Genomic DNA, 25,879 nt, shown 5'->3' on the forward strand with positions numbered 1-25,879 from the left:
TATGTCACATTATCATCATTTCTGCTTGGCGTTCTCAGATCTGAGCGGGGAGGTCTATACATCGTCAGGTTCGATTGTACTGAGCCTGACAAATGGAACGGGCTGTGACCGTACGGTATTGACCCTTAGCCCTATGCAGACGCTTGTCTTGTCGAAGGGGTTGCGTAATATTGTGAAGGAACTCCGCATGGAGGACGTTGCCTACGGCAATATCGCGGGCGGTTTAGCGCTTGATTTTCCGAAGGAAATTCAGACTAGTGCGCGTGAAGGCGCAAAGTGTGAGCAGGTCGTTTATCTTGATGAGATTCGTCCTGTTGCATAGGCGGGAGTGGAAATATGAGTGCATTGTATGAAATTCAGGAGGATATTCTTTCCTGCATTGACCTGAAGACGGGTGAAATCATTGATGTAGAGCGGCTGCATGGGCTTCAGATGGAACGGCGGAAGAAAATCCGCAACATTGCCTGTTGGATTAAGAACCTGCTCGCCGATGCGCGTGCCTACGAAGAGGAGGAAAAGACCTTTGCTGCGCGCAAGACGGCGGCAAAGAACAAGGCGGACAGCCTTAAACAGTATTTGTCCGACTGCCTCCACGGGGAGAAGATTCAGGATAGGGAGTTTTCGGTTGGTTGGCGTAAGTCACATCAGGTGCAGATCGACGAGGGGGCAGCCATACCAGAGGCATATCTTATCCCCATGCCGGACAAGGTGGACAAGCAAGGACTGAAGGACGCCCTGAAACAAGGATGTATTTTTCCTGGTATTTATCTGCGCGAAAAAGAAAATATTCAAATCAAGTGAATGGAGATTTTGCCATGCAAAAATTAGCGAAAAAACTTATCGCAGTTATGCAGGAATGTCGGTATATCACGAAGAATGGAGTGAATACGTTCCATAAGTACAAATACGCGACCTGCGCTGATGTCCTGGAGATGGTCAATGCAGCCTTCGTCAAACACGGCATTGCCAGCATTACCGTTCCCGAGGTGGTTGATCTACATGAAGTTACGACCGCAAAGGGCAGCACAGAGCACATCGCGACTGTCAAGATCACAATCAAGCTCGTTGATGCGGATTCTGGAGAATCTCTTGAGATTTCGGGCATGGGTAGCGGACAGGACAGTGGGGACAAGGCAGTGATGAAGGCGCAGACTGCCGCGATCAAATATGCATATCTTCTCAGTTTCGCCATTTCTACAGGCGACGACCCAGAAGCCGACCAGCGGATAGACGAGAGTTCGTCCGCTTCGTCCGTCCTGTCCGCTACATCAACAAGCAGGGCATTCCAACAGAAGTCAAAAGCGAAAGGACAGGTTCACGCCTGCCACGAGTGTGGCGAAAAGCTGACAGATCGTGTGGCAACCTTCTCGATGCAGCGATATGGACGCCCGTTGTGCATGGATTGTCAGAAGCAAGCTGCGGCAACCGCCTAATAGATAAAATTTTCCCATGAAAGGAATTATGCATTTTCCTTTCATGGGAATCCTTGTTAAAGTGAATACACGGAGATAATCGTATGGATAACTATACTCATAGTCCTCAAAAACCTCTACGAGCGTTTGTTGATGAATCCACTGAAGATGTTTATGAAATAGAAGTAGACCCCGTTGATGATGCCATTGAAGCTCTGCTTAGTGATGTAGAAGCAGAGCTAGAATTCGATTCTTTCAATGAAAACACCTTGTTTGACCATTTTATTGTGACACTTCACAGATTATTTAGCATCGTACGATATGAATATGGAAAACCCGCAAAAAATCTGTCAACAAACGATATTGACGAGTTTGTAACACTCTATTGGCTCAAGTTTAACCAAATGTTACCATCTCATCGCATCAAAGAAGTTACGAAATATGACTATGATACATACTATGAGGATTTTGCGAATATTTCCTTTCCTAGAAGCGCCCGTATTTCTATTTACGATTATATTTTCCTCACAACAGGAAAGAGCACACAAGAGGAGATCGAAGACTCGGAAAAGCAATGCATTAAGCGAATATACGGTTCCTATCTACCGAATTTTTTCGGCATTAAATACAATGATAAACAAACAGACAGATGGAAGTATGAGGTCATTCGCCTTATAAAAATCCTTTATGATTGCACGAAAGAAAAGAAGGTCATATCTCTTCTTTGTATACAGCACCCCTCTCTAGTGAAATTCAATCCCCTACTGCGTACAAATTATACTGATGCTGTTAAATTCATCAAAAGTAGGGTAATCTTACGAGAGTGCTATGCATCCACCATGACTCCATTACACCAGATCGTCCATATGGAACAATATGTAGATGCTCTACAAAGTTTTTTACAGTCGATCTCGTATAAATCTATCGACTATATTATCCAACATATAAAGGGCAAAGTCTCTTGTGCAATGAAACGAAGTATTTGCCACGAACTCTATCGGACAATTACCCATAATATAAGTACCATTCCACTGAAGCATCACATCGCTTATAATCACTTAGAAGATCCAAATGCCATACCATATTATGCATACATGCATTTTATTTTATCCGGAATAAACGACCATTTATTACTAATGGAATCCTCAAATGCATACTATCCAACAGTAAGTAGTGATTTCTATGATAAGGCAACACTGTTGCCTTGTGAGATTATTGAAGATGACGCTGTATTTTTCTCATATATGCATGAAAAGAAATCAGAAATCACCAAATTACTAGATGAGGAAACTATATCATGGCACATGGAAAACTATCAGTTTCTCTATACTTTTATCAAAAAGCTTAACATCAATAAATCGAGCAGTTTCTCCTCAAAAGATATTTTATACATCATTAAGTTTTATGAAACTGTTTACCGAGACAAGATTGATATTCCACTTTCGAGTGGTTATACCAAGAATCATCAAAAACCACTAAAAATTAATATGCTGTTGAAAAAAATGCATAAAAAGCACCTCGAAGGAAATGATACCGTATTATCTGATGAATCCTATCTCATTGCAAGTTTATGGCTTCAAGATCGAATAATTTCCTTCTGGGATATGAGAACTGCCGTTACTCAATTAGAAATGTGCAAGATGCAACACATGATATTGGAAGTTTGGGAAAACTACTTTCCTCGACTAACTTATCAAGACAATAAATCTCCTTCACTAAATGAATTTGTCGCTCAAATCTTACCTGAAAATGATCTCCAACGAATCATAGCCCGATATTCAGCCTAGTATAGCTACATCAAAAGCCCAGTCACTTTCTCGTGGCTGGGCTTTTCTATGCGGAAATTTGGCAAGGACAAAACTGGAAAAAATTCGTCCCTAAAAAAAATTCGTGAAAAGAGTTACTCTATGATCACCAGCTGGGGAACAAAATCAAAGTAAAAAGGAGCTGTCATCAATGACAAAAGAAAAATGGCGACGGGTATCGATCTCGATGCCCACGGATATGTTGCAAAATTATCGCTTCAAGAGCGATGAGGCCGGTATTTCGCTGAGTCGATTACTATACCTGCGATTAAAGCTCGCGAAGCCTATATGGATTGTTCCACGTGCTATGCAGGAGGAACTTGCAGCACTTCACACACTCCTGTGCCAGATTCGGTCAGGTGAACATGTGACACAAGCACAATGGGACATCTTGGAGACACAGGTAAAAACCTTCACGCAGCTTGTCGGTAACGACAATACTCAAAGTAAAGGAGATCGCGTTTATGCTTAAACAAAATATAGTACCCGCTGTATGGGGAACACTAAAAGACGGCGTACCTCCATCCATAACAGCTCCATGTTCGCAGCCATTGGCACCATTATCCGTAAACTCAGGGTATTCCCCTTGGCGCACGCTCCCTGCCTGTCATGCAGAATATAACCCTGCTGCAGGGCTTTGGTTCACGGTGATGAACGCTCCCACGGCAACGACTCCTCACCTGTTTCAAGGGACAACCTATGTTGCTTCCGATAAGGGACTCTATACCGCTGCGGATAAGAACGGCGAAAACCAGTTAATTTCATCTGCGACAATCCATGTCATTGCCCTCAAAGAACGCTGGGTCGATGATGGTACACACAAAGATTCCTACATTTTGGAGATCAGTTGCCGCGATTGGCATGGGGAAGTTAAAACAATGGAGATTCCCGTAGAAAAATACAAACAGGCATACCCTATCCTCCGAAAAAACTTTCCTGGCATTTTCTTCGCAGATGCCAATGCAACCGCCATGGAAGCGTACTTAACCGACACTTTCAACAAAAGCCGCGCACATATGGAGCGACGTATTGATGTTGAGCCCTCGGGGTGGATGGAGATAAACGGAGTGATCTCCTACTGGAAGGGATGTAGCGAGCATTGTGCATCTATGGACATCCCCGCTGTAGCAACCATGCGTTATGACGAGATTTTCCAGAGGGGTTTGTGTTTCCTATCCGCTGGAAAAAATCAATGGCAGATTTGCCTGATATGGCTTTATGCTCATCTCGGGTACATGCTGTATTGGATGAAGCGAAGCTCTGCTGTTTCGATGTTCGTTCTCTACGTAAAAGGAAGAACAGGCTCTTTGAAAACCTCCGTGGTACGTGAACTGTCCAATGTGTTCGATCATGATCGCGCTCACGCAACAACGCGAATGACATCGACACGTGCCAGTATTGCCGCGGTACTCTCGAATCTTCGAGATACGTGTATTTGCGTGGATGATTATTCCAATTCAAGCGTACGGGACAGTCGGAGTTCCGAAGACAATGCTGAGTTTGTCATTCGCTCTGTAGGAGATGGCATTCTCCCTGAAAAAATGAATGTACGCGATTTCTCAAAAGCTGTGCGAAAATCAGTTCGCTCCGCGGTCATTATGACAGGAGAGGAAAAGCTCTCATTGGGCGCATCCAGTATGCTGCGCGTGATAGAAATTCCGATAGACGAGCACACCTTTTCAGGCGAAGCCCTACGTATTTTTCAAGAAGACTCGGAAATACTGCGCTGCTATTTTGCCTTGTTCGTTCAGTATCTCACGGAACATGGGCATGAAATCACAGCAGCATATGGTCAGCTACAAAACGATTATCGCGAGAGTTATGCTCGTTCGTATCGCGATAAACGTTACATTGACGCAGCTGTCCTGCTCCGTATCGCAAAAGATGTCCTTTCGAGATTCAGTGCTTTCTGCGGGGTTACGCTCCCCGAAAATCTATGGCAACAATTCGACGACAGCATTCGGATAGGGGTTACGCATAACAGCCAAGAAGCCCGCTGTCAAAAGCCGGAACTGCGTTTCTTGATTGCACTCTCAGAGGTCGTGGATATGTCACAAAACAGCAAAGTAGCAGACAGTGAAGATTGCTATGTGGGAAACGAAGACAATTTCATCGGTTTCAGAGAAGCAGGAAACGACTTGTTATGGGTTCGATGGGATTGCGCCTTTAACCTAGTCCATGCCTACTATCAACGCATTGGCGAACCGTGGATGAGCAAAGAAGCCACAATTAAAGAGCAACTATTACACCTTGGCCTTTCCAAAGGAAAGCTCAAAGGAGAAGGTTCAACCGGAAATGAATATCTCATTCGTGCAAAAAAAGGAAAGCGTCAACGGATGCTTGTTCTGCGAATGAACGCCGTCCAGAAGTATATAGAGGAGCAAGAATTATGATGTATCTCGTCGAATTTCATCGCGGTTTTTCCGCTTTCAATTCTCATGAGGAGATTGTGGATGTCATCAGTCAGGAGGTCGGCATTCAAATATCGACGTGCGAGACCATTGAGCACGCCTATGTCACAGCCTGCAAAAACTATGCATGGAAGTCATGGGAACGCAATCCATGGGTACTCCCCGCCCTCCCACGATTTGAGGATTGGCAAGCGGCAGGATTCCATTTTACTTCAGGTGTTCCGCTGATGCAGCCTCCATGTTGGCGTGTCTTTTCAGCGAGATCATACGATGTCATTGCCATCCTGACAAGCACTGTAAATGTCATCGATTTTCTTGCACAACACCCTGATTCGATTGTAACGGAAGAGCCAAGCGTACAAGCTGCGCAAAATGCTCTAAACTGGGTATTATTGCAGCACCTCCTGGCATTCGCCCCCTACATCACTGGAGGTCTTCCATGCCTCCAAAACCTTCCTCTTGATACAATCATCCCGGTTGATTTCGCTGAAAAATTCAAAGGGTGCCTGTCAATCGTTCCTCAACAATTACCTCATCCACGTCCACAGTGGCAACTGACCGCATCCGAAGGAGGAGTCGCTCATGTCGAATAACATCATCCCCGCCACCTATACCGTCCGTGAAGTTGCAGAAATTCTTCGCATTGGACGAAATAAGGCGTACGGGCTTGTCCACAACAAAAAGATTGGCGCAATCAAGATGGGACGCGAGTATCGCATTCCGAAAATCTGCGTCGAGCGGTTCTTAAACGAGGGACTTCATACCTAACACCCTTCTTCTACTCACAGGGAGCAACGTCCATGTTGCTCCCTGTCTATTGAAAGGATTCACGAAAATGCAAGGAACAATAGAAACTCGCACACGAAAAAATGCACGTGATGCAAATGGAAAGCTCCGAACGGAGATGAAGGTCTACGATGTCCGCTACAACTATCGCGACCCTGCAACAGGACAGATCGTCCGCAAGAAAAAGAGAGGCTTCCTCCGTCGTATAGATGCCGAGGAGTTTCTGCTTCAAATCAACAAAGCACAGCAGGAAGGTGTTTTCCTCACTCCAGAAAAACTCACCCTATCCACTTATTTGAACACATGGCTCAGCAGCTATGCCAAGGTAAATGTCAAAGCCAGTACATATGCCCAATATGAAGCAATCGTGAAGAAACGCCTCATTCCTTGGGCTGGTGGCTGCGACATCAAGGCGATCACACCAATGCAGATTGACGAATTTTATGCAACATTGTTGCAGCAGGGACGTGCAGATGGCAAAGGCGGTCTCTCAGCAAAATCCGTACTCTACATCCACCGTGTTTTGAACGAAGCTCTTGGACATGCCGTACAGAAAGGCTTGCTGGTCAAGAATCCTTTGCTCAGTGTAACAAATATCCCAAAGGCAAAGAAGTTTAAGGCATCTGCATACAGTGCAGAGGAAATTCGTTCTTTATTGGAGGCAGCAGCTGCTGAAAACAGTTTTTGGCAAGCAGCAATCGCACTCGCGGCAATATGCGGTCTACGGCGCGGTGAATGCCTTGGTCTCAAATGGTCGAAAATTGACTTTGACAGCCAATCCATCACCATTGATGAGCAGGTGATAGAAATTCATCACAAAATACATTTCTCCACGCCTAAGAGTACTGAAAGCATTCGCACCATACACGCCCCCGCTGAGGTTTTCGCCATATTGAAGCGGCGAAAGGAGGAACTAGACCAACATAAGGAATGGCTCGGCAATGCATACGACGAGCACGATCTTGTTCTATGCCGTGGGAATGGATCGCCGATCCGCCCCGGCAATTTCACAAAAGCATTCAAGGATTTCTTGGCACGCCACAATATGCGTACCATCCGTTTTCACGATTTACGCCATTCATGCGCTTCGCTGATGCTGCAATCCGGCGTTGCCATGAAAACAGCTTCCGAAATCCTTGGACACAGCTCGATTGCCATTACAGCCGATCTTTATACACACGTCATGCAAAAGACAAAGGAAGAAGCTGCCGGGAAAATCGGCGATTACGTTTTTGGCACGCAAGAGAAATGACAATCTTGCAAAAAGGATAAAATCCCTATAAAATATAAGTAGATCATTTGATTTGAGGTGAGTATCATCGAACTCGACCAAAAGAAAAATCGCTACCTTGAGAAGATCAAGCAGCTTCGATTGATGGATGACACGTTCTTTAACAGCTGCTTTGACGGGAATATTCCCTGTATGGAGGTCGTGCTTCGTGCTGTGCTGGGCAATGACCGTCTGCGTGTGACAGAGGTCATTACGCAGCAGAGTGTGCCAAATCTCTACGGTCGTTCCGTACGATTCGACGCACTAGCGACGGATGGCGAGAACATCTACGATGTGGAGATTCAGCGCAGCGACGAGGGTGCAATTCCCCGTCGTGCGAGATTCAACAGCAGCATGATTGATTCTCGCGAGGTCAGCAAGGGAACACTCTTCCCCGACCTGCCGGAGACCTACGTCATCTTTATCACCGAGCATGACATATGGAAGCGAGGAAAACCGCTCTACAAGGTGCGAAGAACATTCGAGGACACCGAGGAGGTATTCGACGACGGTGCACACATTCTCTACGTCAACGGGGAATGTCAGAGCGAAAGCCCGCTCGGACGTCTTATGCACGACTTCTTTTGCAGTGATCCGAATGATATGTACAGCGACGTGCTCGCCGAACGCGTACGCTTTTTCAAAGAAGACGAAAAGGGGGTTGCAGCTATGTGCAAGGTAATGGAAGAAATCTACAACGACGGTATTGCTATTGGCGAAGTTCGCGGCGAGGTTCGTGGTGAAATTCGCGGTGCAGAAACAGAACGTATAAAAAGCATCAAGAACCTCATTTCAAGCCTAGGCATCACCGCCGAAGCTGCAATGGATGCGCTGAAGATTGCCAAGGCCGATCAACCGAAGTATCTGGCGCTCCTCTAAGGAGAAGTCTGCATCACTTTTCTCGTATACTTCTTCAAAAAGTGATGCACCGTCCGCTTAGTCATTGTCCCCTTGTCCGCCCTGTCCATGCAAATAACATGGTATGGATAGCCCCATAGACATGGATATTCTGCAAAAATGACACAGGACAAGGGACAAAGCTAGCTATTTCGTCCGCTGAGGAGGAGATTATACATCTCCCACTAAGACCTCAAAAGTGATGCTCAAATGAATGCGAGGATGCTGCACGGCATCCTCGTTTTTTATGTCATAATCACCTATTTCTCTTACCCAAAAATCCATGTTCAAAATCTCGTGTGCCCAAAATGTGCCCAAAATCGTGTTTTTCACCCAAAAATAGAGACAGAAAAGGCTTCGTGGAAATCTCCACGAAGCCTTATTTTTCAATGGCAGAGAGGGTGGGATTCGAACCCACGGTGGCTCATCACCACACTTGATTTCGAGTCAAGCACCTTCGACCACTCGGACACCTCTCCATGCCGCTGTGCGACATGACGCATTATAGCACAGTGAGGGGCGCATTGGCAAGGGATTTTTTCCGTACAAGGCAGGAAGCTCAGACCGCATCGAATGCCGTCGTGAGGTCGGCAAGGAGATCGTCGATGTGCTCGATGCCGACGGAGAGACGGATCGTGCCTCTGCCGATGCCGGATGCCGCAAGCTCCGCATCGTTCATCTGGGAGTGCGTGGTGGTCGCGGGATGGATGACGAGCGACTTCACGTCGGCGACGTTCGCGAGGAGCGAGAAGAGTTTCAGATGATCGATGAAGCGGAATGCCGCCTCCTGACCGCCCGCGATGTCAAAGGTGAAGATCGATATGCCGCCCTGCGGGAAGTAACGCTCGTAGATGGCGTGATCGGGATGGTGCGGGAGCGAGGGGTGATTGACGCGCTCGGCCTTCGGATGCTTCACGAGGAAGTCCACGATCTTCAGTGCGTTTGACACGTGCCGCTCGACGCGCAGGGAAAGTGTCTCAAGCCCCTGCAGGAAGAGGAATGCGTTGAACGGAGCGATCGCCGCGCCCGTGTCACGCAGGAGGAGGGCACGGATGTACGTAACGAAAGCGACGGGGCCGAGTGCCTCGACGAAGTTCACGCCGTGATAGCTCTCGTTCGGCTGCGTGAGGTGCGGGAAGCGTCCCGATGCCTTCCAGTCGAATGTGCCGCCCTCGACGATGACGCCGCCGAGGCTGGAGCCGTGCCCGCCGATGAATTTCGTCGCGGAGTGCACGACGATGTCTGCGCCGTGCTCGATCGGGCGCAGAAGATACGGTGTCGCAAAGGTGTTGTCGATGACGACGGGTACGCCCTGCGCATGTGCCGCCTGTGCGACGGCCTCGATATCCACGAGATCGGCGTTCGGATTGCCGACGGTCTCGATGAAGACGCATTTCGTGTTCGGGCGGATGGCATCCGCAAAGCCCTGTGCGCCCGCCCGCGGCTCGACGAAGCTCACGTCGATGCCCCAGTCCTTCGCCGTGTGCGCGAGGAAGTTGTACGTACCGCCGTAGATGCTCTGCTGCGCGACGACATGATCGCCCTGATGGGCAAGTGCCTGGATCGTCGCCGTGATCGCCGCCGCCCCCGAGGCAAAGGCGAGGGCCGCCGTGCCGCCCTCGAGCGCCGCGATGCGCTTTTCAAAGACATCCTGTGTCGGATTCATGAGCCGCCCGTAGATATTGCCCGGATCCTTGAGCGCGAAGCGGTCAGCAGCGTGCTGCGCATTGTGGAAGACGTACGAGGTCGTCTGATAAATCGGTACAGCGCGCGCATCCGTCACGGGATCGGCTTCCTCCTGTCCGACGCGCACCTGCAAGGTCTCAAAATGATATTTCTGCTCACTCATGGCGATTCCCCTTTTCCAGATTTCGAAACACATAGTTTGTTGCTATGAATTATATACAAAAGATAGGATTTGTCAAGGAAAATATTCCATCGAGATTTTTTCGCAAAATTATTTAATAATAACTATTGACAAGTAGAGCTTACCGTGCTATAATTACACACGTAATGAGATACAAAACAGATGCCACACAGCATCTGCAGAACAACACGATGAAAGGGGAATTACCATGAATAAGGAAATCACAAGCGCACTCAACGGTTACATCGCCAACATCGGCGTCGGCTACATCAAGCTGCACAACCTCCACTGGAACGTGGTCGGCTCGCAGTTCAAGGCAGTGCATGAGTACCTCGAGTCGCTCTATGATGCATTTGCAGACGTGCTCGATGAGAGTGCTGAGATCCTCAAGATCTGCGGTGAGCAGCCTGTGGCAAGCCTGAAGGGCTATCTTGCCATCGCGACGATCAAGGAGCTTGCAGATGAAAAGGTCGATCAGAAGAAGGCGCTCCAGCTCACGCTCGCCGACCTTGAGCTGCTCCGTGACCAGGCAGCCTCCATCCGCGCCCTCGCGGACAAGGACGATGTCTTCGGCATCGCCAACCTCATGGAGGATCACATTGCAAACTACGCAAAGCAGATCTGGTTCCTCCGCTCCATGCTTGCATAATATTCTTCCCGACAGAAAAAGCCGCCGTGCAGCTGCACGGCGGCTTTTTTTGTTGAGAAACGAGGTGCAGCGCATTTCTGAGCCGCATGTCCGCCCGTTGATCCGATCCGCTATGATTGTTCCTCCTGCCCTCTGTGCTGCGTCTCCTTCATAAAGAATGCAACGACGACGAGCACCGCCTCGAAGGCAATGACAATGATATCAAGTGCCGCCGCATGGCCGAGCGTACTCGTCAAAAAGCCCATCAAAGGACCGGAAAAGAACGAGAGAAAGTAGCTCGATGCACCGACGATGCCGGTCGCAAGCCCGATCTGCTGATGACTGACGCCATCCTGTGCGATCGTGTAGCCGAGAACATAGACAGCATGAAGCCCGATGCCCATCATCGCACCGACGATGTAGAGGAGCGGTGAGTTCTGCGGCATAATGTGGAAAATGATGAGGGCGCAGAGCGCGTTAAGTGCCGAGAGGAAGAGCACCGTCGGCCGCCGGCCAAAGCGATCGGCAAAGAATCCCAAAAGGACGCCGCTTAGTCCGCCGATCCCATAAATTGCGCCGAAGAACTGCCCTGCCTCCGTCGCACTGAATCCCTTATAGGTCATAAAGAGATACGGTCCCATCGAGGCGAACCCCCAATATGGGATGATGTTCAGAATCTGAATCAGCACGGCGAGCCATACGACCTTGTTGAAACCGACGGTGCGCACTGCCTCACACAGGTGAAGGCGCTTGACATCCTTGGACGTGTCTGTGTACCGCGCCCGCAGTCCTGCGATGAGGAGAAGGCCGAAGATGACGGTCACAACGCCCATGTGCTGAAGGCCGACGCTCCACTCTCCCGTACGCTCGAGGCTCCATCCGTAGTAGGCGGGGCCGACATACGCGCCGATCGAATAAAAGGTCATCATGAGACCGTTGAGCATTGCGCGTGCCGCAGGAAAAATCGAGCCCGCCACGGAGTACATGACGATATTCCAGCAGCCCTCTGCGACACCGAACATAAAGCGCCAGAACGCCGCAGCAGCGAAACTCGCCGAGGTCGTCACGAGAGCCGTCATACAGCCGAGCCCAACCATCCCCATGACAAGCATCCGCTTGCGTCCAAAACGGTCTGCCAGATAGCCTGCAGGAATGTCAACAAGTGCCTGCCCAAGAGTAAATATCGTGCCGATCGTGCCGAGCTGAACGGCGGTCAGTGAGATGCTTGCCGCGACGGCTTTGAGTCCGACGCCGAACGACAAACGGTTGGCCGAGTAAAAAGCATAGCCTAGGGCCAGCAGGAAAAGCTGGAACCACACGATTTTGGGGATGTTGGAAAGACTTTTTTTCATGATAGGTCGCTTCTTTCGGTTTGTATTTGTGCGGGTAAAGCTGCATTCCCACAGTTCATATCATAATGCCTCATCAAAAATTTTTCAATCACGGCTTTTCTTCCTCCCCCTCCGTCGTCTCGGTTTTCTGCTCATGATAGATATCCGTTACAACGATCTTGACAATAACCATGAAGGGAACGGCGAGGAACATTCCTGCGGCACCGAGGATCTCGCCGCCGAAGACGACGCCGAGGATGACGGCAACGGGGTGGAGGTGGAGGCTCTTTCCGACAAGGGCGGGATAGACAATGTTGTGATTGATCTGTGTCAGTGCAAGGTAAAAGAGTGCGGTCTGCACAGTCAGGTCATGGGCTGCCGAGGCGGTCATGATTGTGCCGAGTGCGGATGCGGCGGTGGGGCCAAGAACGGGAACGAACTCACTGATCCCGGAGAGCAGAGCAAAGACGGAGCCATACGGCAGACCCATGAGGACAAAGTAAAGGAATACGATAAGCCCCGTGATGATACACATGACAAGCTGACTGCATACGTAGATGCGCAGAGCGTGGAGCAGGCGGTCAAAGAGGTTCAGGACACGCCCGCGTGATCCATACGGAAAGAGCCCCGCAAGCCAGCGTTTGATCGTCTTTCCGTCCTTCAGGAGGTAGAAGGAAACGAAGATGATGATGACGAAGTCCATGATTTTGCCGACGGCGGCAAGCAGGAAGGAGAGCGACGCGCGCAGGAGCTCCGCGCCGACGCTGCGCAGCTTGTCGAGGAAGCTCTCCATCTCCTGCTGCAGATCCATCTCTGTGAGAAGTGGCATCTGCTGGAGTCCCTGCCCGATGCTCGGCAGCTCCGTGACGAAACGCTGCAGGGACGGGACAACAGAGCGTGAAAGGACGGAGAGGAGGACGAGGACGAGCAGGAGAAAGAGGAGGATCGCCCCCGCCGACGCGATGCCGCGCGGGATGCGCCGCTGCTCCATCGCATCCACGACGGGCTGCAGGAGGAGCTGCAGGAGGAGCGAGAGAAAGACGATAAAGGCGAAGTCCTGAAAGAACCAGAAGGAGGAGAGCAGCGCCGCAAAGACGATGGCAAGGATGATGGAGGTGCGGTGATTCGCGAGGTTCATAGGTGCCTCCTTTCGCAGTCATGTGTGGAGCTATGATAGCATATTCACGGCGCATCGTCCACTAAAAGGTACAGCGTCTTCAGCGAGAAGGAACGCGCAAAGCTGACCGCGTTTGTCAGAAACAGCAGCTCTCTCATTTGGGAGATTGCACGTGAGGACGGTGAAGTCATTGCCGACGTAGGGTGATTTATTCAGGACACAAAAGCCGCCCCGACCATTTCGGTCGGAGCGGCTTTTTTCCCGGTGAATCATGCGCCGGGCTTCACTGTCTTCGCGGTCTGCAGGCGTGCTGCGGCGCGTTTCAGTGCGAGGGAGGCGCGCTGTTCGTCGATGATGCTCGCCTGTGCATCGGGGTCCTCACGCAGACGCTGCAGTCGCTCCTGCGCACGCTCATAGGCACGCTGGGCACGGTTGATGTCGATGTCGATCGGCTCCTCCGCTGCTGTTGCGAGTACGGTGATCTTGTCGGGGGTAACCTCCATGAAGCCGCCCGCCACAGCGATGAGCTGTTCCTTGGCGTCGACATGAATCTTCATGGCATGGGGCTCAAGTCCCGTAACGAGGGGAATGTGCTTCGGCAGGATGCCGATCTCGCCGCCCGTGGAGCGGGCGATGAGCATGTCGATGTCGGCGGCATAGACCACGCGGTCGGGAGATACGATCTCCAGCTTGATGGTCGCCATCCGTCATTCCTCCTCTTTGAGCTTCTTCGCCTTCTCGATGACTTCGTCGATGCCGCCGACCATGTAGAAGGCAGCCTCGGGGAGGTCGTCGTGCTTGCCGTCGAGGATTTCCTTGAACCCGCGGATCGTGTCCTTCAGCGCGACGTATTTTCCGGGCGAGCCCGTGAATACCTCAGCGACAGCAAACGGCTGCGAGAGGAAACGCTGGATCTTGCGTGCACGCGAGACGGTCAGCTTATCCTCGTCGGAGAGTTCCTCCATGCCCAGGATGGCGATGATGTCCTGCAGCTCTTTGTATTTCTGGAGGACGGCCTGCACGCCGCGCGCGACCTCGTAGTGCTCCTGCCCGATGACGTGCGGGTCGAGGATACGCGAGGTGGAGTCCAGCGGGTCAACGGCGGGGTAGATGCCGAGCTCGGCGATCTGACGGGAAAGAACCGTCGTCGCGTCGAGATGGGTGAATGTTGCCGCCGGTGCCGGGTCGGTGAGGTCGTCCGCAGGGACGTAGACCGCCTGCACGGACGTGATCGAGCCTTTTTTCGTGGAGGTGATGCGCTCCTGCAGTGCACCGACGTCGGTCGTCAGCGTTGGCTGGTAGCCAACGGCGGACGGCATGCGTCCGAGAAGAGCCGAGACCTCGGAACCTGCCTGGATGAAACGGAAGATGTTGTCGATGAAGAGCAGAACGTCCTGCCCCTGCACATCGCGGAAGTACTCTGCCATCGTCAGACCTGTCAGAGCAACGCGCATACGTGCGCCGGGCGGCTCGTTCATCTGGCCGTAGACGAGGGCGGTCTTGTCGATAACGCCTGACTCGGTCATCTCCGACCAGAGGTCGTTGCCCTCACGCGTACGCTCGCCGACGCCTGCAAAGACGGAGTAGCCGCCGTGCTCGGTCGCGATGTTGTGGATGAGCTCCATGATGAGAACGGTCTTTCCGACGCCGGCGCCGCCGAAGAGTCCGACTTTTCCGCCGCGCGAGTACGGGGCGATGAGGTCGACGACCTTGATGCCCGTCTCAAGGATCTGGGTCGATGTCTCCTGCTCGTCAAACTTCGGGGCGGCGCGATGGATCGGCCACACCTCTTTATTGCCGACGGGTTCGGGATTGTGGTCAACGGTCTCACCGAGGACGTTGAAGACGCGTCCGAGGGTCGCCTCGCCGACCGGCACGCTGATCGGCGCACCCGTGTCGTCCGCCTCCATGCCGCGCATCAGGCCGTCGGTGGAGCTCATGGCGATGCAGCGCGTGACGCTGTCGCCGAGGTGCTGCATGACCTCGACCGTGAGGTCGATGTCATGGTCGGCCGTCTTGCCCCTGACCTTGATGGCGTTCAGAATCTCCGGCAGTTCGCCCGCCGGAAACTCAATATCTACGACAGGTCCGATGACCTGTACGACTTTACCTTTTGCCAATGGAAAACCTCCTTACCTCCATGCACGCGGCGTACATGGATGTCACTTGAGTGCCTCGGCGCCGCCGACGATCTCGTTGATCTCGTTCGTGATGCCCGCCTGACGTACCTTGTTGTAGTAGAGGTCGAGCTTCCCGATGAGCTCCCCGGCGTTGTCGGTCGCGTTGCTCATCGCGTTCATGCGTGAGCTCAGCTCGCTCGCCGCCGACTGGAGGAGCGCCGCATAGATGGTGGTGAAAAGGTACTGCGGCAGCAGTGCCCCGAGCACCTCCTCGGCATTCGGCTCATAGATGTAGGGTGCCTGTGCGTGTCCCTCGCCTGCCTCTGCGGTAAAGGGCAGGAGTTTCACGGCCTCGGGCACACAGGTAATGGCCGACACGAAACGCGTGTAGACCATGTAGACTTCTTTGATCTCGCCGGACTCAAACGCACTGATAAGCGTGCGCGCGATCTTCTGCGCATGACGCGCCTGCGGGCGCTCGCTGATGCCGACGCGCTGACTGATGATGTCAAAGCTGCGGTTCTTGAAGAAGTCGCGTGCCTTGCGCCCGACGGTGACGATCTGCGTGTTGGACTTATCCTCGACGAGCGTCATCGCCTTTTTGAGTGCGTTGCTGGAGTATGCGCCTGCAAGCCCCTTGTCCGCCGCCATGACGAGGATGAGGCGCTTGCCGCTCTCATGCTGCTCGAGGAGCGGATGCGCGATGCCCGTCGCCGCTGCCGCCACGCTGCGGATGACCGCAGCCGTCTTTTCGGCGTAGGGGCGGTTGCTGTTGGCAGCCTCCTTGGCACGGCGCAGACGCGAGGTCGCGACCATGTCCATGGCGTTCGTGATCTGCTGGATGCTCTTGACGCTGCGGATGCGCCGGCGGATGTCCTGTAAATTTGCCATATACGGTCACCTCTCCCCTTACGCTTCTTTGTAGGAGATGGTTTCCTTGAACTCCGCGATCGCCTTCGTGATGTCCGCCTCGAGTCCGTCGTCCAGCTTCTTCATCTCCGTGATCGCCGCGGCGATCTCCGGATGTGCCGTGCGCATGAACTTCAGGAAGTCCGTGTGGAAGGTGACGACCTTGCCGACGGGGATGTCTGCGAGATGGCCGCGCACCGCCGTAAAGATGACGAGCACCTGCTCCGCGACGGAGAGCGGGCTGTACTGTGCCTGCTTCAGCGTCTCAACCATGCGGGCACCGCGGTCGAGCTGTGCCTTCGTCGCCTTGTCGAGGTCCGAGCCGAACTGCGCGAATGCCGCGAGCTCGCGGTACTGTGCGAGGTCGAGACGCATCGTGCCCGCGACCTGCTTCATCGCCTTGATCTGGGCGGAGCCGCCGACACGCGAGACCGAGAGACCGACGCTGATCGCCGGGCGGATGCCCGAGTAGAACGAGTCGGTATCCAGCATGATCTGACCATCGGTGATCGAGATGACGTTCGTCGGGATGTACGCCGAGAGGTCGCCCGCGAGTGTCTCGATGATCGGCAGTGCCGTGATGGAGCCTGCACCGAGTGCGTCGGAGAGCTTTGCCGCGCGCTCGAGGAGGCGGGAGTGTAAGTAGAACACGTCGCCCGGGTATGCCTCGCGTCCGGGCGGACGGCGGAGCAGGAGCGACATGGCGCGGTAGGCCGCCGCGTGCTTGGAGAGGTCGTCATAGACGCAGAGCGCGTGACCGCCCTTGTACATGAAGTACTCTGCCATCGCCACGCCCGCATACGGTGCGAGGTACTGCAGCGGCGCAGAGTCTGCTGCCGTCGCCGCGACGATGATCGTGTAGTCCATCGCGCCGCCGTCCTCGAGCGTCTTGACGACGCGCGCAACGGTGGATGCCTTCTGACCGATGGCGACGTAGACGCAGATACAGTTCTGTCCCTTCTGGTTCAGAATCGTATCGACGGCAATCGCCGTCTTGCCCGTGCCGCGGTCGCCGATGATCAGCTCGCGCTGGCCGCGGCCGATCGGAACGAGGGCATCGATCGCCTTCAGACCCGTCTGGAGCGGCTCATGGACGCTCTTGCGGTCGGCAATGCCGGGTGCCGGCGACTCGACCGGACGGAACTCCTTCGTGTCGATGGGGCCCTTGCCGTCGATGGGGCGGCCGAGTGCGTCCACGACGCGTCCGACCATCGCCTCGCCCACGGGCACCTGCATGATGCGTCCCGTACGCTTTACGGTGTCACCCTCCTTGATGAGGGTCTCGCCGCCGAGCAGCACCGCGCCGACGCTCTCCTGCTCGAGGTTCAGCACGAGCCCGTAGACATCGTTGCCGAAGTCGAGCAGCTCGCCTGCCATCGCCTTGTCAAGGCCGTAGATATGCGCAATGCCGTCGCCGACCTCAAGAACCGTGCCGACGTCGTTGACGTTCAGATCGACATCATAGTTCTTGATGCGTTCCTTGATGATGGAAGTAATCTCTTCCGGATTCATTTTCATATTTCGCTGTCACCCCGCTAGTTCGCCATTAACTCTGCCGTCATCGCTGCCAGACGTCCCTTGATGCTGCCGTCGATGCGGCGGTCGCCGATGCGCACCACCACGCCGCCGATGAGCGAGGGGTCGCGGTGCTCGCGCAGGGAAACCTCTTTGCCCGTCACGCGTCCGAGCTTTTCCATCAGCTCTGCCTTCTGCGTGTCGCTGAGCGGCTCCACGCTCGTGACATCCGCTACGGCGATGCCGAGCTTCTCATTCGAGAGCTGCACAAAGATCGCGCTGATCGCCTCGAACACCATCATGCGCCGCTTGTCGATGAGCAGCAGAAGGAAGTTCAGCACCATCTCGCGCACATCGTCCCCGAACACTTCCTTCAGGAGGGACTTTTTGTCCTCGGGCTGGACGTTCGGGTTGCAGAGGTACGCCTTCAGCTCCGGACAGTCGACGTATGTCTGCTGCACCTTGGCGAGGTCATTCCCATAGGCGCTGAGCGCGTTCTCCTCGCACGCCAGCTCGAAGATCGCACGCGCGTACTTGCGCGCCAGCTCCATGTTCAGCATGACGCGTCACCGACTTTTTTCGCATCGAGCTTTGCGATGAACTCGCCGATGATGGCATCGTTGTCCTTTGCGTCCAGATTCTTCTGGATGATCTTGCCCGCCGCTGCAAGCGACAGTGCGACAACCTCGGCCTTCAGCTGTTCCACCGCATGGGTGCGTTCGCGCTCCATCTGCTCCTCGGCAGACTTCTTCATCTGCTCGATCTCACGCTTCGTCGCCTGGATGCTCGCCTCGCGCTCCTCGCCGGCACGCTTTTCCGCCATATCGACGATCTCCTGCGCCTTTGTACGCGCCGCAGCGAGCTGCGCCTTGTACTCGCTCAGCGTCGCCTCCGCTGCCGCGGCATCCGCATCCGCCTTCTCGATGCTCTCAGCGATCTTCGCCTTGCGCTCGTCCATCATGCGCACGATCGGCTTGTATGCCACCGCGCGCAGAAGTGCAACGAGAATCAGGAAGTTGATGATTTGGATGGGCAGCGTCCCGTTGAGATCAATCAGGCCTTGCGTAATTTCACTCAATTCCTATGCCCCCTTTGCAAAATCCGTGCCACATGCGTCTTAGTGAATCAGCGGATTTGCATAGAGCATGATGATGCCGAAAACGACGCCGATGATGGCAAGTGCCTCGATCAGACCGACCGAAATCAGCGTACGCGTAAAGAGGACGCCGCCTGCCTCCGGCTGACGTGCGAGGCCCTCGATGAAGCGGCCCGTGACCAGACCGTCGCCGATGCCTGCGCCGATTGCAGCAAGACCAAAGCAGAGACCCGCACCGATAAGAGCGCCTGCGACCATGATTGCGTTTTCCATGAAAAGATCCTCCTTAAATATGTGAACAAAATCTTCGTGTCCGTGCCTGCTGCACGGCGTGCAAAACCTGTGTGGTCACGACCGATACTGCCGTTAGTGACCGTCGTCCGTCTTGATGGCAGCGCCGATGTACGCCGTCGACAGCATCGTAAAGACCAGTGCCTGCACAATGCCGACGAACACGCTGAACGCGAGCCAGATCACCGACGGGATCGTCGAACCGTTCCCGAGGAGCTGCAGCAGGATGTGAATCAGAATCTCACCCGCCAGAATGTTGCCGAAAAGACGGAACGACAGCGTAATCGGTTTCGCGAGCTCCTCGACAATGTTGATGATGATGAACGGTGCGACCGGCTGGAAGAAATGTGCCACATAGTGCATTCCCTTCACCGCCAGTCCCAGGACGTGCATCATGACGATGACCAGCAGAGCCAGTCCCAGGGTGGTGTTCAGATCATTTGTCGGCGATGCCATCGTCGGAATAAGACCAATCCAATTCGACACGAGAAGGAACAGGAACAGTGACACGATGAACGTGGACAGGAATCCACGCCCGCGCGGGCCCATGTTCTCCTCCACCTGGTCATGCAGCGCCTCAATCACCGTCTCCATCATCATCTGCCAGTTGGACGTCGGCACAACCTTCAGATTGCGTACCGCCAGCCAGCCGATCAGGAGCACCACGGCCATCGAGATCCACGTCATGACGAGGGTCTGTGAATTGAAGGTAAATCCGGCGATCTGCACTGCCTCGCGAACACCGATTTCGTGCATAACCTCTACCTCCCTCGGGGGTCTCCCCCCTCCTACTTCGAACCATCCGTCGGACGGTCCTTTCCATCTGCGTACAAGGCCCTGCCGATCAGCTGCGCCATCATCAGCACGTGCATCAGAAGGAATCCTCCCACTGCCGCGAAGAAATGCCGCACGCCCGTTATCGTTGCCGCCCAGAGAACCGCTCCGATGAGGACGAGCATCAGCATCAGCCCGATCTGCACCTGCGCCGCACCGCCTGTCCCGCGCCGCGCCGCACGCAGAAGGCGCCGCGCAAGCTGGACAAAGTAGAGCGCCGCCGCCGCCGCGCCCGCCGTGAGTGCCCCGATGAGCGCAAGCTCTCCCATCATGAGGAGAGCCGCCGCACCGAGGAGAACCGCCGCCGCGAACGCCAGACCGACCTGCCTCCAATACGCCGATAAAACCTGCCTCATATTCCTCCTCCGACCGCGCACGCAACAAAAATCCGACATTCATCGTGAATGTCGGCGCACGCGCCGTCTTCGTTGAATATCAGTACCCTATACCATATTCGACACAAATTCGAAAAATCCTTGCTCAGTGTATACAATATGCAATGGTCTCTTTCAAATGTTCCGTCAATACGATAAAGGCAGACTATCTACATCCGCCGCAGCGATGTATCGTCCTTATGGCTATTATACGGGCTTCCTGCCATTTCTGCAACCGCATTTTAATGTCTAATTGAATTTTATTCTTGTATAACATCATAGGCTTTGATAAAATGTTCGACACATATACCGCGTCCTATCCCCTGTTCTGATGGAGAAAGCCTCGCAGCGGGAGGATACATCAGACCATGATTGGAGGAATCCATGACCATCGAGGGAGCTGTCATCATCGAGAAGGGCGTCACCTTCGCCATCATCCACGTCGCGCCTGAGGTCACGCGCTACACCATCAAATCCACGCAGACCCGCCGCGCCCTCATGCGCTTCTTTCCCGGCATGCCTATCATCCTCATGAGCCTCACGGCGCAGGGCAAACCGCAGTACTACGGACGCAAGGACATCGTGGACTTTTTGAGCAGCGTACGTCTGAACCAGATCCCGTGGAAGAAATATCATATAGTGTGAAAGAGCGGCGCCTTTGCCGTATGGCAAGTGCTCCACTCCTATTTCATAATACCCCTTGCAGGCGGCAATGCAGATATTCTTTTCATCAAAGGCAGAGGGAAGCACTGATAAATTCAGCACTGCCATCTTAGCACATCCTTTTCGCTTTATTGTACCATATTCGGTACAAAAGAAAAAGAGCCGTCATGCTTTCGCACAACAGCTCCGTTTTTCTCGGTGTCCCTTTACTCTGCCGGCAGGATGAACGACAGCGAGCTGAAGATCTTCTTCGTCACGTTCGGATTGTCCGTCGGGAAGCCGACCTCGACGCCGATCACGTTCAGGCCGTTGTTCGCCACGCGCACGGAGACGAACCCATCTGCATCCGCCTGCGTCTCGGCCGTCAGGTTGCCGAGCACATCCGCAATGACAGGTGCATTCGCGTACGGCTGACCATCCTTATAGATGCGCAGGTTCAGCGTGTCGCCGCGCCGCAGGGTCAGCGGGTTCACCATCGGCACGATCTGGATGGGCACATTGTAAATCCCCGCCGGACGCACCTTGTCGCTCCAGTAGTGGACGTTGTACTTGTAGGCGTACGTCACCGACACGAGGTTCTCGATGTTCGAGTAGTCGCGCGTCGGAATGACCTTGCCGTCCGTCGTCTTGGCGAAATAGCCGTAGTCGAAGAACGTCGCCGTCACGCCGAGATCATCGCCCGGCACAATGGTGATGTTCTTCTCGCCGTCCACGCGCTCCACCGTCGTCGGCTGGAAGTTCACATCGTACGCATCAATGCGCTGGACACATGCGGGATCGTACGCATTGTCCAGAGGCCCCTCGCCGAGGACGAGTGCCTTCGTATCGACGCGGTTCGCGAAGAACACGCCGTGTGCATCCGTCGATGCCGCCGTCATTGAGAGCCCGATGGCCGCACCGAGTGCCGCCGCCAAAATCTTTTTCTTCATGGAACAACCTCCTATGAATGAATAAAATCAACTTACTTGCTATTATACCGGAAACAATATTTATTTGCAATCAAATTCACGAGATCGTGCAGATGCTTGCCTGCACAGATCATTTTTGTTACACTACAAAAAATCACAGATATTATGGGGCTCCCGCACAAGGAGGAACGATGATGCGACATCTGCTCAGCATGGCTCTCTGTCTCTGCCTGCTCATTCCCGTATCCACATCAGAAGCACAGGAAAAAACCGCCGACACAGGCGATCTGTCTGCGGCAGTTGAACTCCTCCGTACCGTAGAGAAAACGAACATCCACTATGTCGAGCTCCCCCGGCTCCCTGCCATCACCGCAAATGATCCGCGCTATGCCGAGGTTGACCTCAGCGCGATCCCGCCGGAGCAAATCTACCCGCCGCTGAGTTACGTGCTGACCAATCTCCCATTCTACCCTTCACTTGCCACACCACTCTTCTGTCAGATGGCAAAAGACCCACAGGTCATCTCAGACAGCGAACCGCTGCTCCTGCTCCGCATGGCACCCATTGACAGCGGGCTGACGAGAATTCTATTTCCGGACGAGCGTGAGGAGATCGTTTCCGTGATAGAGCACCTCGTTCTCCTAAAAAACGGAACCCTGCTGGAATCACCGGACGATTACATCATCACATACGATGCCGCCAAAAACCCGGTCGCACGATTCGGTTACTACGACCTTCTCAGGCTCAATAAAAAATATCATTTTACCTCTCCCGAAATCTATGACATTATCTCCTCCTCGCCCGCACATCAATTCGCCAAGGGAAGCCGTGAATATCGATATGCACAGCATCTCTATCACATTATGCCGAACTCTATCGAATACCCGATGGTTTTTGAGCATTATTACGACCCGAGCCGACACAAATTCTTTTCATGATTTTCGATCCGATGTTACGATATGCTCTGTGAAGTACGTATTCATAATTAGGGAGGAACGTATATGCATCTTGTCAAATCCATCGCCGCCGTCACCGTCACAGTCCTCACCCTCACCGGCACAGCATCCGCCGCAGACGGCATCGGAGGATCGGAGCGGCGCGATACCATCCAAGAATACAAGACCTACGAAGAAGCAGAGGCTGCTATCCGAAAGCATCTCGACGAAGAAGCCGAAAACGCAAAACGAGTCCCCCTTTCGGTCGATGAATGCAGAGTGATTGTAATGAATGACGCTCTTTATAAAGACATCGACCGCAGCGCGCTCCCGCCCGTCGATCAGCCCATGCCTGCACTGAGTGCACTTTTCAGCAGTCTGCTGTATCTGTCGAATCTCCAGCTCGTTGTCACAGAGGGCAGAGAGGCGCGTACCGAGAACACCATCCGAACGGGGTACCCCACACGTTGGTTTCGCACCGTAGACAGCCGCAATGCCAAACGATACCATTTGTCCAATGGAAAACAGGTCATCATGTCACTTGCGCTTGAGATCGTTCACAAGAAAGACGCTACGAAATCATTCGCGAATGACTTCAATTTCTTCATCTACGACGCCGATGATCACCCGCTCATGCGGATCAGCGGTGCACAGCTGCCCGATCTCAGCCATGCAAAGTCAACAGCGGAGTCATTGAACATCATCGCCGCTGCGAACGGTACGCCGCTGACCGAGGGCGACCGCGAATACGCGCTCGCACAGCACATGCTCCAAACGGCGATGCCGGCAGAAATCCCGCGTAAATGAAGCTGCACACGAATCTCACACAATACTAATGTCCATTTCATCATTCTCTATCCTATCCTGCGATATTCTTTTTGGAGTAATGACTCTGACATCAAGGAGGAACGTATATGAACATGGTCAAATCCATTGCCGCCGCTGTGCTCGTCATGGCAGTCGCGGCGCTCTCTCTCCTGCCGCAAACAGCAGAAGCGGCAACTGACTGGGACGGCGGACGCATCCGCGCGGAGGGGACGGGCATCGCCCCCGCACGCACGGTGAGTGCTGCACAGGCGCGTGCCCTTGCCCGCCGTGCCGCCATCGCCGACGCCTATCGTCAGCTCGCCGAGCAGATTCAGGGCGTCGCCGTCGATGCCTCGACCACCGTCGAGGACATGATGGTTACGAATGACAGCGTCCGTACCCACGTCAGTGCTCTTGTGCGCGGTGCACGCATCGTCGAGGAAAAGGCACTGCGTGACGGTGCCTACACCGTCACCCTCGATGTGCCTGTCTTCGGTGTCAGCTCCCTCGCGGGCTCCGTCTTTACTCCGAACACTGCGCGCGAACAGTGGGCATCGCCGGACAGCGTCTATGAGCCCTACACCCCGCGCGACTACGACACGACGGGCTACGGCACATACGGCCGCCGCGGCGCTTACGACGGCACGACGACCACGCCGGCCGCACCTGCGCGCCGTTCCCCCTCCACCAGCTCTGCCGCGAGTGCGCCCAATGGACGCGCCATCGGCGGCTACACGGGACTCATCGTCGACTGCCGCGGCATGGGCCTGCGCCCCGTCATGAGCCCTGTCATCAAGACAGAGAACGGCCGCCCCATTTACGGCTACAAGAACCTTGACAGCGACAAAGTCGTCGCAAACGGTATGGCAGGCTACGTTCGCAGTGAAGCGGATGCCACGCGTGCCGGACGGAACCCGCTCGTCGTCCGCGCCGTTCGCGTGGACGGCAATGCGAACCCCGTCCTCTCTGCCGAGGATGCACGCCGCGTCCTCATCGAGAACGGCGCAAGCGGTTTCCTCGACGCAACGAACGTCGTCTTTATCCGCTGAGCAAAAATAAATACACAAAACACCGTATTGTTATGATAAAGATCATAAACAATACGGTGTTTTTGTGTTATAATGCGGGGACTATCAAAAAAGGAGGAAACTATATGAAACTTAGTGCAAGAAATCAGCTTAAGGGCAAAGTCGTCTCCATCGAGAAGGGTGCCGTCAACGGCATCGTCCACATCGAGCTCAAAGGCGGCGACGTGGTTGCATCGACGATCAGCATGGATGCCATCAAAGAGCTCGGCCTCGAGGTCGGCAAGGAGGCATACGCCGTCATCAAGGCAACGTCCGTCATGGTCGGCGTCGATCATCACCACAGCTAAGGAAGCGCCGATAACCTCATTTTATCAGCGATTTCCCAAAAGCTGCTATGACAGTATAAAATCCCCGCACATCGGACATTCCGGCGTGCGGGGATTTTTTCATTGGGGAGTCTCGTGGGCCCCCGCCTCCATCATGATATAGCGGCGGTTCTCGCTCAAGTGTACGATAACCGCATAACGCGCACCCTGTAGATCTTGCTCCTTGATGCTTTCTACCATGCGTCGATGGTAAATCCTCGTATGCTCACGCAGAGAACCATCGGTAATATTGATATTCTGCCTAATTGATGAATAGATGATATCAATCAGGTTTGGCGCAATTTTATTGCCGCTTGCTGCTGCAATTTCTCGATGCAGCAAGAGATCATTATAGTCATGCGGTCGATCCGCACGAATATCCTGTTCCGTCGCGACACATGCCGCCTCAATACGCGCGAGCTGACATGGTGAACGCCGCACCGCAGCGAGTGCAGCAAGTTCCGGTTCCAAGATCAACCGGAGCTCGAGCAAGTCCAACGCCAACAGCGA

The 25,879-nt window shown here is 53.7% G+C and carries 30 protein-coding genes and 1 tRNA gene; 16 read left to right on the plus strand and 15 right to left on the minus strand.

The window, feature by feature from the left end:
• Position 1 precedes the first annotated feature (1 nt).
• From HMPREF0908_RS05335 to HMPREF0908_RS05380, 10 genes are all read left to right on the plus strand, one after another.
• Positions 2–322: a hypothetical protein gene (locus HMPREF0908_RS05335; RefSeq protein WP_040572442.1), complete on the plus strand. Its 321-nt coding sequence runs from the start codon at positions 2–4 to the stop codon at positions 320–322.
• A gap of 14 nt (positions 323–336) precedes the next feature.
• Positions 337–801, plus strand: a complete 465-nt coding sequence (locus HMPREF0908_RS05340) for a siphovirus Gp157 family protein (protein ID WP_006690434.1) — start codon at positions 337–339, stop codon at positions 799–801.
• Positions 802–815: 14 nt separating this feature from the next.
• Positions 816–1,433 carry an ERF family protein gene (locus HMPREF0908_RS05345; RefSeq protein ID WP_040572443.1) on the plus strand — a complete coding sequence of 206 codons (618 nt, stop codon included), beginning with the start codon at positions 816–818 and terminating at the stop codon, positions 1,431–1,433.
• A gap of 83 nt (positions 1,434–1,516) precedes the next feature.
• Positions 1,517–3,199, plus strand: a complete 1,683-nt coding sequence (locus tag HMPREF0908_RS05350; protein WP_006690436.1) for a hypothetical protein — start codon at positions 1,517–1,519, stop codon at positions 3,197–3,199.
• A gap of 169 nt (positions 3,200–3,368) precedes the next feature.
• Entirely contained in the window at positions 3,369–3,689 is a 321-nt protein-coding gene (locus HMPREF0908_RS05355) for a hypothetical protein (protein ID WP_040572444.1), read from the plus strand.
• Complete coding sequence (locus tag HMPREF0908_RS05360; RefSeq protein WP_156778199.1) at positions 3,682–5,610, plus strand: hypothetical protein; 1,929 nt, start codon at positions 3,682–3,684, stop codon at positions 5,608–5,610. Before HMPREF0908_RS05355 ends, HMPREF0908_RS05360 begins: the two co-directional genes overlap by 8 nt.
• Positions 5,607–6,221, plus strand: coding sequence for a hypothetical protein (locus tag HMPREF0908_RS05365; RefSeq protein WP_006690439.1), 615 nt, complete (start codon positions 5,607–5,609; stop codon positions 6,219–6,221). The genes HMPREF0908_RS05360 and HMPREF0908_RS05365 overlap by 4 nt, the downstream gene beginning before the upstream one ends.
• Positions 6,211–6,396 (plus strand): helix-turn-helix domain-containing protein, encoded by a 186-nt coding sequence (locus tag HMPREF0908_RS05370; RefSeq protein WP_006690440.1) that lies wholly within the window; start codon positions 6,211–6,213, stop codon positions 6,394–6,396. The genes HMPREF0908_RS05365 and HMPREF0908_RS05370 overlap by 11 nt, the downstream gene beginning before the upstream one ends.
• A gap of 136 nt (positions 6,397–6,532) precedes the next feature.
• Positions 6,533–7,666, plus strand: coding sequence for a tyrosine-type recombinase/integrase (locus tag HMPREF0908_RS05375; RefSeq protein WP_006690441.1), 1,134 nt, complete (start codon positions 6,533–6,535; stop codon positions 7,664–7,666).
• A 57-nt stretch (positions 7,667–7,723) separates the two neighbouring features.
• Positions 7,724–8,563, plus strand: coding sequence for a PD-(D/E)XK nuclease family transposase (locus tag HMPREF0908_RS05380; protein ID WP_006690442.1), 840 nt, complete (start codon positions 7,724–7,726; stop codon positions 8,561–8,563).
• 408 nt (positions 8,564–8,971) lie between these two features.
• Here the strand turns inward: HMPREF0908_RS05380 and HMPREF0908_RS05390 are convergent.
• Together HMPREF0908_RS05390 and HMPREF0908_RS05395 are read right to left on the minus strand one after the other, a co-directional pair.
• Positions 8,972–9,060: transfer RNA gene (locus HMPREF0908_RS05390), tRNA-Ser, on the minus strand.
• Positions 9,061–9,140: 80 nt separating this feature from the next.
• Positions 9,141–10,430, minus strand: a complete 1,290-nt coding sequence (locus tag HMPREF0908_RS05395) for an O-acetylhomoserine aminocarboxypropyltransferase/cysteine synthase family protein (RefSeq protein ID WP_040572446.1) — start codon at positions 10,428–10,430, stop codon at positions 9,141–9,143.
• 226 nt (positions 10,431–10,656) lie between these two features.
• On the opposite strand from HMPREF0908_RS05395, the gene HMPREF0908_RS05400 reads away from it, so the two are divergent.
• Complete coding sequence (locus HMPREF0908_RS05400) at positions 10,657–11,097, plus strand: Dps family protein (RefSeq protein ID WP_006690445.1); 441 nt, start codon at positions 10,657–10,659, stop codon at positions 11,095–11,097.
• Positions 11,098–11,207: 110 nt separating this feature from the next.
• Here the strand turns inward: HMPREF0908_RS05400 and HMPREF0908_RS05405 are convergent, their stop codons facing one another.
• The 11 genes from HMPREF0908_RS05405 to HMPREF0908_RS05455 all read right to left on the minus strand — a co-directional run bounded on the left by HMPREF0908_RS05405 (position 11,208) and on the right by HMPREF0908_RS05455 (position 20,645).
• Complete coding sequence (locus HMPREF0908_RS05405) at positions 11,208–12,428, minus strand: MFS transporter (protein ID WP_006690446.1); 1,221 nt, start codon at positions 12,426–12,428, stop codon at positions 11,208–11,210.
• Between the two features lie 88 nt (positions 12,429–12,516).
• Entirely contained in the window at positions 12,517–13,545 is a 1,029-nt protein-coding gene (locus tag HMPREF0908_RS05410) for an AI-2E family transporter (protein WP_006690447.1), read from the minus strand.
• 248 nt (positions 13,546–13,793) lie between these two features.
• Positions 13,794–14,228, minus strand: a complete 435-nt coding sequence (locus tag HMPREF0908_RS05415) for a F0F1 ATP synthase subunit epsilon (protein WP_006690448.1) — start codon at positions 14,226–14,228, stop codon at positions 13,794–13,796.
• A 3-nt stretch (positions 14,229–14,231) separates the two neighbouring features.
• Positions 14,232–15,644 (minus strand): F0F1 ATP synthase subunit beta, encoded by a 1,413-nt coding sequence (gene atpD / locus HMPREF0908_RS05420; RefSeq protein ID WP_006690449.1) that lies wholly within the window; start codon positions 15,642–15,644, stop codon positions 14,232–14,234.
• A gap of 42 nt (positions 15,645–15,686) precedes the next feature.
• A complete protein-coding gene (gene atpG, locus HMPREF0908_RS05425) occupies positions 15,687–16,535 on the minus strand; it encodes an ATP synthase F1 subunit gamma (protein ID WP_006690450.1) in 849 nt (282 codons plus the stop codon).
• Between the two features lie 18 nt (positions 16,536–16,553).
• A complete protein-coding gene (atpA, locus tag HMPREF0908_RS05430; RefSeq protein WP_006690451.1) occupies positions 16,554–18,071 on the minus strand; it encodes a F0F1 ATP synthase subunit alpha in 1,518 nt (505 codons plus the stop codon).
• A 17-nt stretch (positions 18,072–18,088) separates the two neighbouring features.
• A complete protein-coding gene (locus HMPREF0908_RS05435) occupies positions 18,089–18,628 on the minus strand; it encodes a F0F1 ATP synthase subunit delta (protein WP_006690452.1) in 540 nt (179 codons plus the stop codon).
• Positions 18,622–19,146 carry a F0F1 ATP synthase subunit B gene (gene atpF / locus HMPREF0908_RS05440; protein WP_006690453.1) on the minus strand — a complete coding sequence of 175 codons (525 nt, stop codon included), beginning with the start codon at positions 19,144–19,146 and terminating at the stop codon, positions 18,622–18,624. Before atpF ends, HMPREF0908_RS05435 begins: the two co-directional genes overlap by 7 nt.
• 39 nt (positions 19,147–19,185) lie before the next feature.
• Entirely contained in the window at positions 19,186–19,437 is a 252-nt protein-coding gene (atpE, locus tag HMPREF0908_RS05445; RefSeq protein ID WP_006690454.1) for a F0F1 ATP synthase subunit C, read from the minus strand.
• A gap of 93 nt (positions 19,438–19,530) precedes the next feature.
• Complete coding sequence (gene atpB, locus HMPREF0908_RS05450; protein ID WP_006690455.1) at positions 19,531–20,211, minus strand: F0F1 ATP synthase subunit A; 681 nt, start codon at positions 20,209–20,211, stop codon at positions 19,531–19,533.
• A gap of 32 nt (positions 20,212–20,243) precedes the next feature.
• The gene (locus tag HMPREF0908_RS05455) at positions 20,244–20,645 is read right to left on the minus strand and encodes a hypothetical protein (RefSeq protein WP_006690456.1); all 402 of its coding nucleotides are present in this window, start codon (positions 20,643–20,645) and stop codon (positions 20,244–20,246) included.
• 402 nt (positions 20,646–21,047) lie between these two features.
• On the opposite strand from HMPREF0908_RS05455, the gene HMPREF0908_RS05460 reads away from it, so the two are divergent.
• Positions 21,048–21,308 (plus strand): hypothetical protein, encoded by a 261-nt coding sequence (locus HMPREF0908_RS05460; RefSeq protein ID WP_006690458.1) that lies wholly within the window; start codon positions 21,048–21,050, stop codon positions 21,306–21,308.
• A gap of 224 nt (positions 21,309–21,532) precedes the next feature.
• Here HMPREF0908_RS05460 and HMPREF0908_RS05465 read toward each other — a convergent pair whose 3' ends face one another.
• On the minus strand, positions 21,533–22,255 hold the full coding sequence (locus HMPREF0908_RS05465; protein ID WP_006690459.1) for a DUF4198 domain-containing protein: 723 nt from the start codon (positions 22,253–22,255) through the stop codon (positions 21,533–21,535).
• Between the two features lie 17 nt (positions 22,256–22,272).
• Between HMPREF0908_RS05465 and HMPREF0908_RS05470 the strand changes: the two genes are divergently transcribed.
• The 4 genes from HMPREF0908_RS05470 (at position 22,273) to HMPREF0908_RS05485 (ending at position 25,351) form a co-directional block, all read left to right on the plus strand.
• Positions 22,273–23,172, plus strand: coding sequence for a hypothetical protein (locus HMPREF0908_RS05470; protein ID WP_006690460.1), 900 nt, complete (start codon positions 22,273–22,275; stop codon positions 23,170–23,172).
• A 63-nt stretch (positions 23,173–23,235) separates the two neighbouring features.
• Positions 23,236–23,976 (plus strand): hypothetical protein, encoded by a 741-nt coding sequence (locus HMPREF0908_RS05475; protein WP_006690461.1) that lies wholly within the window; start codon positions 23,236–23,238, stop codon positions 23,974–23,976.
• Between the two features lie 107 nt (positions 23,977–24,083).
• Positions 24,084–25,025: an LPP20 family lipoprotein gene (locus HMPREF0908_RS05480; protein WP_006690462.1), complete on the plus strand. Its 942-nt coding sequence runs from the start codon at positions 24,084–24,086 to the stop codon at positions 25,023–25,025.
• A 104-nt stretch (positions 25,026–25,129) separates the two neighbouring features.
• On the plus strand, positions 25,130–25,351 hold the full coding sequence (locus HMPREF0908_RS05485; protein ID WP_040572448.1) for a TOBE domain-containing protein: 222 nt from the start codon (positions 25,130–25,132) through the stop codon (positions 25,349–25,351).
• 99 nt (positions 25,352–25,450) lie between these two features.
• Here the strand turns inward: HMPREF0908_RS05485 and HMPREF0908_RS11255 are convergent.
• Positions 25,451–25,879 (minus strand): FadR/GntR family transcriptional regulator (locus HMPREF0908_RS11255; RefSeq protein WP_006690464.1); only part of this gene is annotated, 429 nt, incomplete at its 5' end.

It is taken from the genome of Centipeda flueggei ATCC 43531, assembly GCF_000160695.1.
GTDB classification, from domain to species: Bacteria; Bacillota; Negativicutes; order Selenomonadales; family Selenomonadaceae; genus Centipeda; species Centipeda flueggei.